This window comes from Kribbella sp. NPDC051620, from assembly GCF_044453825.1.
Lineage (GTDB): Bacteria > Actinomycetota > Actinomycetes > Propionibacteriales > Kribbellaceae > Kribbella.
On record NZ_JBITDB010000006.1, the window covers coordinates 130,691 to 144,684 of the forward strand.

The window sequence follows — 13,994 nt, forward strand, 5'->3', positions numbered from 1 at the left end:
CGCCCCTCGGAGACCTGTGGTTGTGTCTCTCCATGGCCCCGACCGATTTCGCCCCCTGGCTCGTGACCTGGTGCCGACAAGAGCTGGCGGCGGTGCCCGTGGAGCGGCTGATGGCATCGTCGCAGATGTCCGAAGTACAAGGCCTCCGCCTGGACGACGGCCGCGAGGTGGTGATCAAATCGCGAAGAGATCCGACCGGACGGGCCAAGACCTGCGTCGCGGCCCAGCGTCACGCAGCCGACGCCGGCTTTCCCTGCGCGCGGCCTCTGACCAGCGCGACCTACGTCGACGACGTCGCGATTCACGCGGAGGAGTGGCGGCCCGGCGGCGAGATGGTCCGCGGGGACAGCCCTGCGCTCGCGGAGAAGTCAGCCGCTCTCTACGCGCAACTCGCCGCGATCATCGAACAACTTCAACTGGTACCTCCGCTGCCGAACCCCGAATGGGTGAACTGGGATCACGCCGGCCCCGGCAGCTGGCCGCCGAACGAACGCCACGACAACCGGCCCCTCGCCACCCGGCTCCCTCCACCTCTGGTCGCGATCGCAACCCGCACCCGCGCCCGGCTCCTGGCGGCCGACCACCTCCCCCGCGTCCTCGGCCACGCCGACTGGGAATCCCAGAACCTCCGCCGGAGCACAGCCGGCCCGTACGCCGTACACGACTGGGACAGCATCGCGTGGCTCCCGGAAGCAGCCCTCGTCGGAGCCGCATGCGGTGCCTTCGCCAGCGCCGAAACCCCAACCCTGGCACCGATCCGGAGTTCCGAAGCCTTCATCACCGCCTACGAAGCCGAACGCCGGCGCCGCTTCACACCGGAGGAGAAAGAAGTCGCCTGGGCCGCCAGCCTCTGGCCCGCCCTCCACAACGCCCGCGCGGAACACCTCTGGAACAGCCAACCAATCGCCCTCACCCAAGTACTGGCTCAAGCCGAAGAACGCCTCCAACGAGCAGCCGCCTGAACCACTGTGGCAGCGGGGACTGTCTGTTGCTCTTGGCTGTTGGGTTCAGCGGGCTTTGCGGAGCCAGGTTTCTACGCCGGAGATGTGGGCTGTCATCCAGGCGCGGGCCGCGTCGGTGTCGCCGGCCTCGATGGCGTCGAGGATGGCGGTGTGTTCGGCGAGGGTGCGTTCGACGGCGCCGGCCTGGGTGACGCCGCGCCAGATGCGGGCTCGCTGGGTGGCGCCGGAGATGCCGTCGAGGAGTGAGCAGACGACGGCGTTGCCACTGGCCTCCGCGATTCCCCGGTGGAAGCGCATGTCGTTGGCGACGAGGTCGTCGATCGGCGCGTCGGCGCTCAGGTCGCTGGTCAGGAGGCGGAGGTCGGCCAACTGTTCGCGGGTGATGCGGACGGCGGCCAAGGCAGCGACGCCGGGCTCCAGCAACCGGCGTACCTCGAAGAACTGCAGGACCGAGTCGTCCTGGTGCAGGTCGACCATGAAGCTGAGCGCGTCGAGCAGATGCGCGGAGTCGAGCGACGTCACGTACGTCCCGTCGCCGTGCCGGACGTCGAGCACGTTGACCAGGGTGAGCGCTTTCACGGCCTCCCGCAGCGAGTTGCGCGACAACCCCAGCCGGGCCGCGAGGTCCGCCTCCTTGGGCAGCCGATCGCCCGGCCTCAACTCCCCCGAGGTGATCATGTCCTTGATCTTGACGATCGCCTCATCCGTCAACGCCATTCGGTCAGTATGCCGCTACGGCCGGTCGCGAGGGGCCAGAATCGACGGTATGACACAGGGGTACTCCGGGAAGCCGCTTGCCGCGAAGCTCGGGATCAAGCCTGAGCACACGGTGGTGCTCGACAACGCCCCGCCCGGCTTCACGATCGAAGGCCTGCCCCAAGCCGTCAGGCTGCTCACGCGCCCCGGCAGGGCGCAGTACGACGTGATCCTTGCCTTTTGCCCGGATCGCGCCCGGCTCGCGGCCCGGCTTCCCCTACTCCTGCCGAGAACCACCACGGCCGGGATGATCTGGGTCGCCTGGCCGAAGCGCGCTTCCGGCGTACCGACCGATCTGGACGAGAACGGGGTCCGCGAACTGGCCCTGCCGCTCGGCGTGGTGGACGTGAAGGTGTGTGCGATCGATGCCACCTGGTCCGGGCTCAAACTGGTCCGCCGGCTGGCCAATCGATGAGAACTGGACTGATCCGGTGAGTGACGTTGGCCACATTCGTACTACGAGAAGCCCTTCACCACCGGCGATCACCCGGCTGCATACTGTGGCCAGCAAGGCTCCCCGGACCGTCGCCGGTAGACCGGAACGTCCGCCGGAACCCCACCCCTGCAACGGGTCCGGCAGTCAATCCACCGTCAGTCCAGTTCCCGGCGGCCGGGCCGGGCGAACCAATCGCTGGAACACCTGCCACGGCAGTGTTTCAGCCCTCGATCGGTCAACCGCGCGGGCGCCAACCACTCGATCGACTGGTCCGGTGATCCCGGGCTGCGGATCTGTTGCGGCAGCTATTAGCCTTGCCCTCGGGAGTCCCTCATAACTCCCACAGACATAACCCGTGGTATCTGACCCGATCGGAAGAGGCGAACTGCCCAGTGGCCACCGAGCCATCACCATCTGACCCCTTTGCAGCCTTCGGTGCGAACGAATGGCTGGCCGACGAGATGTACGAGAGCTACCTCTCCGATCCGAAGTCGGTGGACCCGGCCTGGATCGCTTACTTCGAGTCGGACAGCTTCAAGGGGAAGAGCCCGGGTGATGCGAAGCCGGTGACGTCCAGCCCGGCCGACGCTCCCCGTCCGGACGCGGTGTCGGACAACAAGACGCCAGAGGCCCCCAGCCGCGGTACGGCGCCTGCGGCCCCGTCCTCCAGCCAGCCCGCCGCGGCAGCAGCGGCAGCAGCCCCCGCTCCCGCCGCGCCGGCTCCGGCCCAGCCGGCCGCCGGCCAGCAGCCGACAGCGGCGCAGCACGCCAAGCAGCCGCAGACCCCAGCATCCCCACAGACGGCAGCATCCCCACAGAAGGCAGCGCCCGCCGGAGGCGGCGTCCCGACCGGAGGCACGGTGAACCAGCCGACCAGCGCGCAACCCAAGCCCGCACCCGCGACCGCTGCGGACGCAGAGCGGCGGATTCTGCGCGGCGCGCCCGCACGGACCGCGCAGAACATGGAGACCAGCCTCACGGTCCCGACCGCGACCAGCGTTCGCGAGGTGCCGGTCAAGCTGCTGATCGACAACCGGATCGTCATCAACAACCACCTGCGCCGCGCCCGCGGTGGCAAGATCTCGTTCACCCACCTGGTCGGCTGGGCCCTGGTGAAGGCGCTCAAGACGCTGCCGGAGATGAACGCGTCGTACGACGTGACCGAGGGCAAGCCGACGCTGGTCCAGCCCGAGCACATCAACCTCGGCCTGGCCATCGACATGCAGAAGCCGGACGGCACCCGGCAGTTGCTGGTGCCGTCGATCAAGGCCGCCGAGTCGATGACGTTCGCCCAGTTCTGGATGGCCTACGAGGACGTCGTCCGCCGGGCCCGGGACAACAAGCTCGCGCTGCCCGACTTCCAGGGCACCACGATCAGCCTGACCAACCCCGGCACGATCGGCACCCAGCACTCGGTGCCGCGGCTGATGAGCGGCCAGGGCTGCATCGTCGGCGTCGGCGCGATGGACTACCCCTCGGCGTACCAGGGCGCGGCCGAGGAGACGATGGCCAAGCTCGCGGTCAGCAAGGTGATGACGCTGACCTCGACCTACGACCACCGGATCATCCAGGGCGCCCAGTCGGGTGAGTTCCTGCGCCGGCTGCACCGGCTGCTGCTCGGCGACGAGGGCTTCTACGACGAGATCTTCCAGTCGCTGCGGATCCCGTACGAGCCGATCCGCTGGGCCGCCGACCTCCCGCACAGCCACGAGGAGGACATCAGCAAGCAGGCCCGCATCCTCGAGCTGATCCACGCGTACCGGGTGCGCGGCCACATCATGGCCGACACCGACCCGCTGGAGTACAAGCAGCGCAGCCACCCCGACCTGGACGTCGCCACCCACGGGCTGACGTTGTGGGACCTGGACCGCGAGTTCGCCACCGGCTCCTTCGGCGAGCAGAGCGACCGCCGGTTCATGAAGCTGCGCGACATCCTCGGCATCCTGCGCGACTCGTACTGCCGGACCACCGGTATCGAGTACATGCACATCCAGGACCCCGAGCAGCGCAAGTGGATCCAGGAGCGGGTCGAGCGGCCGCACACCAAGCCGCCGCGCGAGGAGCAGCTCCGGATCCTGGCCAAGCTGAACGAGGCCGAGGCGTTCGAGACCTTCCTGCAGACCAAGTACGTCGGCCAGAAGCGGTTCTCGCTGGAGGGTGGCGAGACCACCATCCCGCTGCTCGACGAGCTGTGCGAGGAGGCCGCCGGGGCCGGCCTCGACGAGGTCACCATCGGGATGGCGCACCGCGGCCGGCTGAACGTGCTGGCCAACATCGTCGGCAAGTCGTACGGGCAGATCTTCCGCGAGTTCGACGGCAACATCGACCCGCGGACCGTTCAGGGCTCCGGTGACGTCAAGTACCACCTGGGCGCCGAGGGCGAGTTCGTCTCCGAGTTCGGCGACAAGATCAAGGTCTCGGTGGCGGCGAACCCGTCGCACCTGGAGACCGTCGACCCGGTCCTCGAGGGCATCGTCCGGGCCAAGCAGGACATCCTCGACCAGGGCGCTGCCTTCCCGGTACTCCCGGTGCTGGTCCACGGTGACGCGGCGTTCGCCGGTCAGGGCGTGGTGGCCGAGACGCTCAACCTGTCGCAGCTGCGCGGGTACCGGACCGGTGGCACGATCCACGTGATCGTCAACAACCAGGTCGGCTTCACCACCTCGCCGGCCTCGTCGCGCTCGTCGATGTACTGCACCGACGTGGCCCGGATGGTCCAGGCGCCGATCTTCCACGTGAACGGCGACGACCCCGAGGCCTGCATCCGGGTCGCGGACCTGGCCTTCGAGTACCGCCAGGCGTTCAACAAGGATGTCGTCATCGACCTGGTCTGCTACCGCCGTCGCGGTCACAACGAGGGCGACGACCCGTCGTTCACGCAGCCGCTGATGTACGACCTGATCGAGCAGAAGCGGTCGGTCCGCAAGCTGTACACCGAGGCCCTGATCGGCCGTGGCGACATCACGGTCGAAGAGGCCGAGCAGGCGATGCGCGACTTCCAGCAGCGGCTCGAGCGGGTCTTCACCGAGGTACGGGAGGCGAAGAGCCAGCCCGACACGCCGGCGCCGTACGTCACCGTCCCGGTCTACCCCGACAAGCCGGAGGGCCCGGACGCGACCGCGACCACGCCCGAGGTGCTGAAGAAGATCGCCGACGCATACACCACGCTGCCGGAGGGCTTCACCGCGCACCCGAAGGTGATGCCGCAGTTGCAGCGCCGGGCCGCGGCGATCACGCAAGGCCCGGTCGACTGGGCGTCTGCCGAGATCACCGCGTTCGGTTCGCTGCTGCTCGCCGGTCGTCCGGTCCGGCTCGCCGGTCAGGACAGCCGCCGCGGCACGTTCGTCCAGCGGTTCGCCGCGGTCATCGACCGGGTGAACGGCCAGGACTACGTCCCGCTGCAGAACCTGGACGAACAGCAGGCGAACTTCTACGTCTACGACTCGCTGCTCAGCGAGTACGCCGCGCTCGGCTTCGAGTACGGCTACTCCGTGGCCCGGCCGGACGCGCTGGTGCTGTGGGAGGCGCAGTTCGGTGACTTCGTGAACGGCGCCCAGTCGATCATCGACGAGTACATCTCGGCCGGTGAGGCGAAGTGGGGCCAGAAGTCCGGCGTCGTGCTGCTGCTGCCGCACGGCTACGAGGGCCAGGGCCCCGACCACTCGTCGGCCCGGATCGAGCGCTTCATGGCGCTGTGCGCGGAGAACGCGATGACGGTGGCCCAGCCGTCGACGCCCGCGTCGTACTTCCACCTGCTGCGGCGGCACACGCTGCAGGAGGAGCACAACCCGCTGATCGTCTTCACGCCGAAGCAGCTGCTCCGGCTGAAGGCAGCGGTGTCGCAGCCGGAGGAGCTGACCAGCGGTACGTTCCACCCGGTGCTGGGCGACGCGGAGGCCGAGCAGAACCCGGCCGCCGTCGAGCGGGTCATCCTGTCCTCGGGCCGGATCATCTACGACCTGCTGGCCGAGCGGAAGAAGGCCGAGCCGGACAAGATCAGCACGGCGGTACTGCGGATCGAGCAGCTGTACCCGCTGCCGGCCGAGGAGATCAAGGCGCAGCTGGCGAAGTACCCGAACCTGCAGGAGATCCGCTGGGTGCAGGACGAGCCGGCCAACCAGGGTCCGTGGCCGTTCATGGCGCTGAACCTGACCGAGCACCTGGGCGGCAAGCCGTTCTACCGGGTGTCCCGGCCGGCCATGTCCGCGACGTCGGTCGGTTCGCACGGCGTGCACGTCGCCGAGCAGGCGACGCTGATGAAGCAGGCCTTCAGCTGACGTGTACTTCACCGACAGAGGGATCGAGGAGCTCGAGAGCCGGCGGGGCGAGGAAGAAGTCCCGCTGGCCTGGCTCGCCGAACGCCTGCGCGAGTTCGTCGACCTCAACCCCGAATTCGAAACCCCGATAGAACGCTTCGCCACCTGGCTCGCCAGGCTGGACGACGAAGACGATTAAACCCACCTGGTACTAGTTTGTGCAGATGCCCTTCGCCACCCATCCCGTACGCCGGGTTGCCGCGGCGGAGGGCATCAGCGTCTCCACGGACTGGCCGCACACCATCCCCGCCGTCCGCCAACTACTCACCGACGGCCTCGACCTCACCCCCGGCGTCACCTTCCTGGTCGGCGAGAACGGCGCGGGCAAGTCGACGCTGGTCGAGGCGATCGCCGTCGCCTTCGGCCTGTCGCCGGAAGGCGGCTCGACCGGCGCGCGACTGACCACCCGGGCGACCGAGTCCCCGTTGTCCGATGATCTCCACCTCACCCGGGGAGCCGGGGCTCCGCGGGCCGGCTTCTTCCTGCGCGCCGAGACGATGCACGGCTTCTACACCTACCTCGAAGACAACCCGCGACCCAGCGGCCCGGAGGACATCGCGTTCCACCGGATGAGCCACGGCGAGAGCTTCCTCAGCCTGATCGGCGACCGCTTCACCCGCCGCGGCTTCTACTGCCTCGACGAGCCCGAGTCCGCCCTCTCGTTCTCGTCCAGCCTCGCCGTGATCGGCGTACTCGACCGTCTGGCGCAGTCGGGCTCCCAGGTCCTCTGCGCCACTCACTCCCCTGTCATCGCCGCCCTCCCCGGCGCCAGAATCCTGGAGGTCGGCGACTGGGGCATCCGCGATTCCGCCTGGAACGACCTGCAACTCGTCCAGAACTGGCGCGCCTACCTCGACGCGCCCGACCGCTACCTGCGCCACATCATTGGCACTGAACCCCTCCGACCTTGAGGGCGGCTAGCTTTGGCAGATGTCCTTCGCCACCCATCCCGTACGCCGGGTTGCCGCGGCGGAGGGCATCGGCGTCTCCACGGACTGGCCGCACACCATCCCCGCCGTCCGCCAACTACTCACCGACGGCCTCGACCTCAGCCCCGGCGTCACCTTTCTGGTAGGCGAGAACGGCGCCGGCAAATCCACCCTGGTCGAGGCGATTGCCATCGCGTTCGGCATGTCTCCCGAGGGCGGCTCGACCGGTGCAAGGCTGACGACCCGCGCATCTGAGTCCTCCCTGGCGCGAGAGATCCTGCTGACCCGCGGAGCCGGGTCCTCGCGGTGGGGGTTCTTTCTCAGGGCAGAGACCATGCACGGGTACTACACCTACCTGGAGCAGAACCCCGGCGGTCGTGATCCGAACTTCCACGAACTGAGCCACGGCGAAGGCTTCCTCGAGGTACTGCGCAGCCGCTTCGACAGCCCCGGCCTCTACTGCCTGGACGAACCGGAATCCGCCCTCTCGTTCTCCTCCAGCCTCGCCCTGGTAGGCGTCCTGGACGAACTGGCCAACGGCGGCGGCCAGGTCATCTGCGCGACCCACTCCCCCATCGTCTGCTCCCTCCCCGGCGCCAGAATCCTCGAGGTCGGCGACTGGGGCATCCGCGAGTCGACCTGGTCCGACCTACTGCTGGTACAGAACTGGAAGGCCTACCTGGAAGCCCCTGAGCGCTACCTGCGCCACATCGTCTAGTCCGTGTGGGGTGGGCGGCGCCGCAAGGGTGGGTCGGGGGCGAGGGAGCCGTCGGGGGCGATGTGTTCGAAGATCTGGTCGACCATGTTGAGGACGTGGGGGTCGTCGACGGTGTAGATGTGGCGGCGGCCCTCGCGGCGGGCGGTGATGATGCCGGCCAGCCGGAGTTTGCCGAGGTGCTGGCTGGCGGTGGCGATGCTGACGCCGACACGGTCGGCGAGCGTGCCTACGTCGTACTCGCCCTGGGCTGCCAGGGACACCAGGTGCAGCCGGACCGGCGCCGAGAGCATCGCGAACGTGCTGGCGGCGGCGTCGAGCTGGGCTCGGGTGGGTTCAGGGGGTGTGCTCATCGCGGAGTCATTGTGACCTGTCCTGAGGTCCCCTGGTACTCGGCAGGCCGAGGGTGAGTACGGTCTCATACTTGCGCAATTGCGAAAGTATCGAAATGGTGGCAGGCTGGACATCGTGATCAGAGCACTCCGCCCCGTCCTTCTGCTGCTTCTCGCGGCGGTTCCGGCGATCGTTCTGCGGCTCAGCGGTGTCCATCCGCCGGCTCCGTTGGCCATCGTTGTCTTCGGTCTCGGGGTGGTCGCGGCGTCGTTCGTCCTGGCCTGGGCGGCCGAGGCGGCTGAGGTCGACATCTCCGGCGGCCTGGCGATCGCCCTGCTCGCGGTCATCGCGGTGCTCCCCGAGTACGCGGTCGACCTGTACTTCGCACACACCGCCGGCAGCCAGCCGGAGTACGTGGCCTATGCCGCCGCCAACATGACCGGCTCCAACCGGCTACTGCTCGGTCTCGGCTGGTCCAGCGTCGTACTGATCAGCCTGTACGTCGCCAGCAAGCGCAGCGGCCGCACCATCAAGGCCCTGGTGCTCGAATCGGGCTACCGCCGCGAGCTGGGCTTCCTGGCCGTCGCCAGCGTCGTCGCCTTCATCATCCCGATCACCGGGCAGATCCACTTGCTCCTGGGCATCGCCCTGCTGGCCTTCTTCGCGTACTACCTCTGGCGCGCCGCCACGACCGACAGCGGGCACGAGCCGGACCTCATCGGACCGGCTGCGCGGATCGGTGGACTCGGCAAGGTGCAGCGGCGGATCACTGTCGTGGCGATGTTCTTGGCGTCGGCCGGGATCATCCTGCTGTCGGCAGAGCCGTTCGCTGACTCGCTGGTCGAGGGTGGGCGGGCACTGGGCATCGACCAGTTCCTGCTCGTGCAGTGGTTGGCCCCGCTGGCCTCTGAGGCGCCGGAGTTCATCGTGGCGATCCTGTTCGCCTGGCGGGGCAAGGGAGCGGCTGCACTCGGCCTGCTGATCTCCGCCAAGGTGAACCAGTGGACGCTGCTCATCGGCAGCCTCCCGATCGCCTATGGCATCGGTGGCGGCTCTGCTGCGCTGCCGTTGGACGGTCGCCAGGTTGAGGAGTTCCTGCTGACCGCTACCCAGACAGTGCTCGGCCTGGCGGTCCTGTTGAGTCTGCGCTTCCCGCGCTGGGCTGCTTGGACGCTGCTGGGGTTGTTCGCGGTGCAGTTCGCAGTACCGGGGCAGACCGGGCGCTACGTGCTCTCGGGTATCTACCTGGCGCTGGCGATCTGGGCACTCAGCTACAACCGCCAGTACGTCGTACAGACCCTGACATCACCGTTCCGCCGCACCCCGAAGGTTGCAGCGGAACAGGAACTGGTAGAGGTCTAGCTGGCCTGCTGCTCTTCGACCATCGGGGTCGGGCGGCGGCGCTCCTGCGGGCCGGGGCGGCCACGGCGGCGGCCGGAGAGGAACTTCTCGCCGGCGGCGGTACCGGTGAACTTGGTCCGGCGGGCCCACTCACGGCACTCCTCGATCACCGGGCAGGCGGTCATACAGATCGCCTGTGCCTTGCGCTGCTCCCAGGCGCTCGCGGTCTCGTCGTACGCCGGCGCCTGGCCGATGCATGCCGCACGCATCATCCAGCGGTCGGCGGGGTCGGCGATCACCGTCAAGGTCGGCCTCATGGGCACTCCTGCTCAATGCTCATCGATCGGGCGGATCGATCCGGGGGGTTTCCCGCGGTACGACCAGCGTGCGCCAGCCTCGTTGCCCCGGTGCGACGGCAATGTTTCAGCAATGAAACGTCACGACCGGACAATGTCACATCCGGGCGCCCGCCAGCCCCAGATTTGCCGCCCCCGTGAGCAAACTCCGCACAGTCTCCTCAGCACAGGCCTTGTTCGCCCCGATCCCACCCCGAGCGCCCCGCTTGATCCACCCGGTCACAAAGTGCCCAGGTCGCCCGAGCACCGCGCCCGCCTCGTTGGGCACGATCCCGAGTGCCTCATCGAACGGCAACCCAGGAACCGGCCGACCAACGAAGCCGATGGCGGTGAAGAGATTGCCCGCCGCGACGACTCCCCGGCTGGTGCTGAGCCCGGTCGCCGGATCCCACGCAGTCGGCATGGTGTTGAAGTGCAGGACGATCCGCCGCCCAGGGAGCGGCGGCCCGTCCAGCTCGGGTGACAGATCGAACACCACCTCGACCCCTTCGAGGGTGTGTAGGTCACGGAGGGCCGAGGCGGAGTAGGCGGCGGCTTCAGGACCCTTGCGGGCAAGGATGACCACCTCGGTGATGCCGCTGGTTGCGAGGGCTGCGCGGACTGCGGGCGGTATGTCGAGGCCGGCCAGGCGGTCGGCGTCGCTGACTAGTAGGCGGGCCAGGTCCAGGGCTACGTTGCCGTTGCCGATGATGACTGCGCGGGGGCCGCGCAGAGCCACCGGCAAGTCGGTGAAGCCTGGGCGGTTGTTGTACCAGGCAACTACATCGGACGCGGGGCAGCTGCCGGCGAGATCTTCGCCGGGGATGCCGAGGCGGCGGCTGGTGCAGGAGCCGACCGCGTGCACCACCGCGTCGTACCGGCCCTCCAGCTGCGACGCATCCACCTCGGCACCAGGCCGCCAGGTCACCCGGGGATGGTCGACGATCCGCGAGAAGGTCGAGATGATCTGCTTGGTCATCGGATGATCGGGCGCAACGCCGAAACGCGCCAGCCCGCCGATCACCGGCAACCGGTCATACACGGTCACCTCGGCGGTACTACGCAACAGCAGCTCCCGCGTCGCGTACATCCCCGCCGGTCCCGCCCCCACCACGGCAACCCGTCGCGGCCCACCAGTCCATACCGTGAAGCTAGGCGGCTCCCAGGTGTCGAGGTCGAGCGCATCCACTGCCGGCGTCGACGCGAAGTGCGACCGATTCAGCTCCACCTCGACCGGCGTCGCCTGGTCAGCCGGCTTGGCCGCGCCGACCGGACACACGTCCGCACAAGCCCCACAGTCGATACAGGTCCGCGGATCAATGAACAGCCCATCGAGACCACCCGACGGATGAATGCTGTTCATCGGGCACACCGCCACGCAACTCGCGTCCGAGCAGCAGTCCCCCGCGATGACGTAGGCCATCAGAGCACCCCGGTACGCCGGTAGACGCGTCTCGCCGCAGGCGTCAGCAGCCCCACCTCGCCCAGGAAGTCCATCAAGTTGGCGCAACTGGACCGCAACAGCGCCCGGTGATGCTCATTGCCCTGAGCCTCCCGAACCGCCCGGTCTGCATCCAGCCCGACATTCGCGTAGACCGCCCGGCCCACCATGCTGCTGATGATGATCTCCGCGGCCAGCGAGATGACCAGCGCATTCACCGACCGGCGCACCGCCCCAGCGCCGGCCAGCCGCTGACGGGTCTCGTCCCGGGCGAACACCATGTGCCGCGACTCCTCGACCACGTGGATGTGGTTGACCGTCCGGACCATCGGCTCGACCCGGCGATCGCGCATCCAGTCGCGCTGCATCACGTCGAGCATCTCCTCGGCGACCAGGATCGCGGCGTACGCCGTTTCGCCGGCCGCCACCGTCTTGAACGCCCGCCCGAGTTCGCGGGCCGTCCGCCCCGGCCGGTACCGCACATCGACCAGCCGCCCGCACAGCTGCGCGAACATGATCGAGTGCCGGCACTCGTCGGCGATCTCGGTCAGCGCCCACTGGAACTCCGGGTCGGCCGGGTTCACGGAGTACATGTCGCGCAGAATCAACTGCTGCAACAGCATCTCGAACCAGATCCCGGTCGAGGCGACCGACGCCGCCTCATGCCGGGTCAGCTCGACGCGCTGCGCCTCGGTCAGGTCATCCCAGTACGCGGTGCCGTAGAGCGTGCTCCACTCCGGACTCAGCCCGTAGCCGTCGCCGAGCGGCGCCGTCCAGTCGATCTCCGTCTGCGGATCGCGGGACAACCGTGCCGAGGAGTCGAGCAACCGCCGTGCAGTCTGGTCCGTGCCGTGCATGGAGCACCTCCCGCTGATACAACACTGTCTATGTAACATAGATCGTGTATCAAGACAGGGCAAGCCCGGTGCTCACTGCGCGGGACGAACCATCCTGAGCTCCGGTACGCCGAAGAACGGCTCGTCCACCTGGGTACCGTCCTCGGCGAAGCCGTGCCGCCGGTAGAACGCCTGCGCCCGCTCGTTCCCCGCCAGCACCCAGAGGCTGGCCGCCTCCTTGCCGATGGCAACGTCCAGCAGCCGGTGGCCGAGCCCGCTCCCCCACCATTTCTCCCGCACGTAGATGGCGTAGAGCTCCAACGGCGTCGGCGCGTCCTCGTCCCGCGTCGGCCCCGGCGAAGCGAACCCGATCACCCGGTCCCGTACGCCGGCCGCCGGATCGGGGTTGATCGCAACCCAGCGCAGCACACCGTCCTCGAGCCGCTCGACCCAGCGCGCGATGCGCAGGTCGACCTCACCCAACCGCTCCGCCAGCCGTTCCGGCTCGAGCAGTCCGGCGTACGCCTCCTGCCAGCAGGTCAGGTGGCACCAGGCGGCGGCTTCCGCGTCGGCGACGACCGCGCGGCGGATCTCGATCTCCATTCAGACAGTGAAGACGATCTTTCCGAAGACGTCACCTGCATTCAGCTTCGCGAAGCCCTCGCGTGCGTCGGCGAGCGCGTAGGTGCTGTCGATGTGCGGCCGGATGCCGGCGTTCGCCATGAACTGGACCAGTTGCGCCAGCTCCGTCCGGGTCCCCATCGTCGAGCCCAGCACCCGCAGCTGCAGGAAGAAGATCCGGTTCAGCTCGGCCGACTTTGGCGCCTGCCCACTCGTCGCACCCGAGATCACCACCGTGCCACCCTGCTTGAGCGACTTCAGCGAGTGCGACCAGGTCGCCTGGCCTACGGTCTCCATCACCGCATCCACCCGCTCCGGCAACCGCGCACCCGACTCGAACGCCTCATGCGCCCCGATCTCGACCGCCTTCGCCCGCTTGGCTTCGTCCCGGCTCGTCGCCCAGACGCGCAGCCCCGCGGCCCGCGCGAGCGTGATCAGCGACGACGCGACCCCGCCACCCGCGCCTTGGACAAGTACCGTGTCCCCGGGCTTCAGTGGCGACTGCGTGAACAGCATCCGGTACGCCGTGAGCCAAGCCGTCGGCAGGCACGCGGCCTCCTCGAAACTCAACCCGGCAGGCTTCGGTACGACGTTGGCCGCCGGCACCGCGATCTTCTGGGCGAGCGTGCCCTGATGCACCTCGCTCAGCAGCGACCGCTTGGGGTCGAGCGTCTCGTCGCCCTTCCAGGCGGGATCCGAGATGACCGCATGCACCACGACTTCGTTGCCGTCCGGGTCGATCCCGGCCGCGTCGCAGCCGAGGATCATCGGCAGATTCTTCTCCGCCAGTCCGACACCCTTCAACGACCACAGGTCATGGTGATTGAGCGCCGTCGCCTTCACATCGACCGTCACCCAGCCATCGGCCGCGACCGGCTCGGGCCGCTCCCCCACCTCCAGCGCAGAGATCGGGTCATCCGCATCAAACCTGGCAGCGTAAGCAGCAAGCATGTCCCTCACCCTAGAACGACCT

At 68.4% G+C, this 13,994-nt stretch carries 14 protein-coding genes; 7 read left to right on the forward strand and 7 right to left on the reverse strand.

The annotated features are described in order from the left end of the window. The first annotated feature begins 110 nt into the window (after positions 1 to 110). On the forward strand, positions 111 to 962 hold the full coding sequence (locus ACIA12_RS30185) for a hypothetical protein (RefSeq protein WP_396370565.1): 852 nt from the start codon (positions 111 to 113) through the stop codon (positions 960 to 962). 45 nt (positions 963 to 1,007) lie between these two features. Here the strand turns inward: ACIA12_RS30185 and ACIA12_RS30190 are convergent, their stop codons facing one another. Next, a complete protein-coding gene (locus tag ACIA12_RS30190) occupies positions 1,008 to 1,679 on the reverse strand; it encodes a FadR/GntR family transcriptional regulator (protein WP_396370566.1) in 672 nt (223 codons plus the stop codon). Positions 1,680 to 1,728: 49 nt separating this feature from the next. Between ACIA12_RS30190 and ACIA12_RS30195 the strand changes: the two genes are divergently transcribed. The 5 genes from ACIA12_RS30195 (at position 1,729) to ACIA12_RS30215 (ending at position 8,117) form a co-directional block, all read left to right on the forward strand. After that, on the forward strand, positions 1,729 to 2,133 hold the full coding sequence (locus ACIA12_RS30195) for a DUF3052 domain-containing protein (RefSeq protein ID WP_396370567.1): 405 nt from the start codon (positions 1,729 to 1,731) through the stop codon (positions 2,131 to 2,133). 413 nt (positions 2,134 to 2,546) lie between these two features. Then, the gene (locus tag ACIA12_RS30200; RefSeq protein WP_396370568.1) at positions 2,547 to 6,431 is read left to right on the forward strand and encodes a multifunctional oxoglutarate decarboxylase/oxoglutarate dehydrogenase thiamine pyrophosphate-binding subunit/dihydrolipoyllysine-residue succinyltransferase subunit; all 3,885 of its coding nucleotides are present in this window, start codon (positions 2,547 to 2,549) and stop codon (positions 6,429 to 6,431) included. 1 nt (position 6,432) lies between these two features. Further along, complete coding sequence (locus tag ACIA12_RS30205; RefSeq protein WP_396370569.1) at positions 6,433 to 6,609, forward strand: DUF6104 family protein; 177 nt, start codon at positions 6,433 to 6,435, stop codon at positions 6,607 to 6,609. Positions 6,610 to 6,634: 25 nt separating this feature from the next. Next, complete coding sequence (locus tag ACIA12_RS30210; protein WP_396370570.1) at positions 6,635 to 7,381, forward strand: AAA family ATPase; 747 nt, start codon at positions 6,635 to 6,637, stop codon at positions 7,379 to 7,381. 19 nt (positions 7,382 to 7,400) lie between these two features. Beyond that, a complete protein-coding gene (locus ACIA12_RS30215) occupies positions 7,401 to 8,117 on the forward strand; it encodes an AAA family ATPase (protein WP_396370571.1) in 717 nt (238 codons plus the stop codon). On the opposite strand, the gene ACIA12_RS30220 is transcribed toward ACIA12_RS30215, so the two are convergent. Further along, complete coding sequence (locus tag ACIA12_RS30220; RefSeq protein ID WP_328327299.1) at positions 8,114 to 8,467, reverse strand: metalloregulator ArsR/SmtB family transcription factor; 354 nt, start codon at positions 8,465 to 8,467, stop codon at positions 8,114 to 8,116. The genes ACIA12_RS30215 and ACIA12_RS30220 overlap by 4 nt on opposite strands. Positions 8,468 to 8,582: 115 nt before the next feature. Between ACIA12_RS30220 and ACIA12_RS30225 the strand changes: the two genes are divergently transcribed. After that, positions 8,583 to 9,809, forward strand: a complete 1,227-nt coding sequence (locus tag ACIA12_RS30225) for a sodium:proton exchanger (RefSeq protein WP_396370572.1) — start codon at positions 8,583 to 8,585, stop codon at positions 9,807 to 9,809. Here ACIA12_RS30225 and ACIA12_RS30230 read toward each other — a convergent pair. From ACIA12_RS30230 to ACIA12_RS30250, 5 genes are all read right to left on the reverse strand, one after another. Further along, positions 9,806 to 10,105, reverse strand: a complete 300-nt coding sequence (locus ACIA12_RS30230) for a WhiB family transcriptional regulator (protein ID WP_328327303.1) — start codon at positions 10,103 to 10,105, stop codon at positions 9,806 to 9,808. The two genes, ACIA12_RS30225 and ACIA12_RS30230, sit on opposite strands and share 4 nt — an antisense overlap. 136 nt (positions 10,106 to 10,241) lie before the next feature. After that, positions 10,242 to 11,546, reverse strand: coding sequence for an FAD-dependent oxidoreductase (locus ACIA12_RS30235; protein ID WP_396370573.1), 1,305 nt, complete (start codon positions 11,544 to 11,546; stop codon positions 10,242 to 10,244). Further along, positions 11,546 to 12,421 (reverse strand): diiron oxygenase, encoded by an 876-nt coding sequence (locus ACIA12_RS30240; protein WP_396370574.1) that lies wholly within the window; start codon positions 12,419 to 12,421, stop codon positions 11,546 to 11,548. The genes ACIA12_RS30235 and ACIA12_RS30240 overlap by 1 nt, the downstream gene beginning before the upstream one ends. A gap of 72 nt (positions 12,422 to 12,493) precedes the next feature. Next, the gene (locus ACIA12_RS30245) at positions 12,494 to 13,003 is read right to left on the reverse strand and encodes a GNAT family N-acetyltransferase (RefSeq protein ID WP_396370575.1); all 510 of its coding nucleotides are present in this window, start codon (positions 13,001 to 13,003) and stop codon (positions 12,494 to 12,496) included. Further along, complete coding sequence (locus ACIA12_RS30250) at positions 13,004 to 13,972, reverse strand: zinc-binding dehydrogenase (RefSeq protein WP_396370576.1); 969 nt, start codon at positions 13,970 to 13,972, stop codon at positions 13,004 to 13,006. Positions 13,973 to 13,994: the final 22 nt, after the last annotated feature.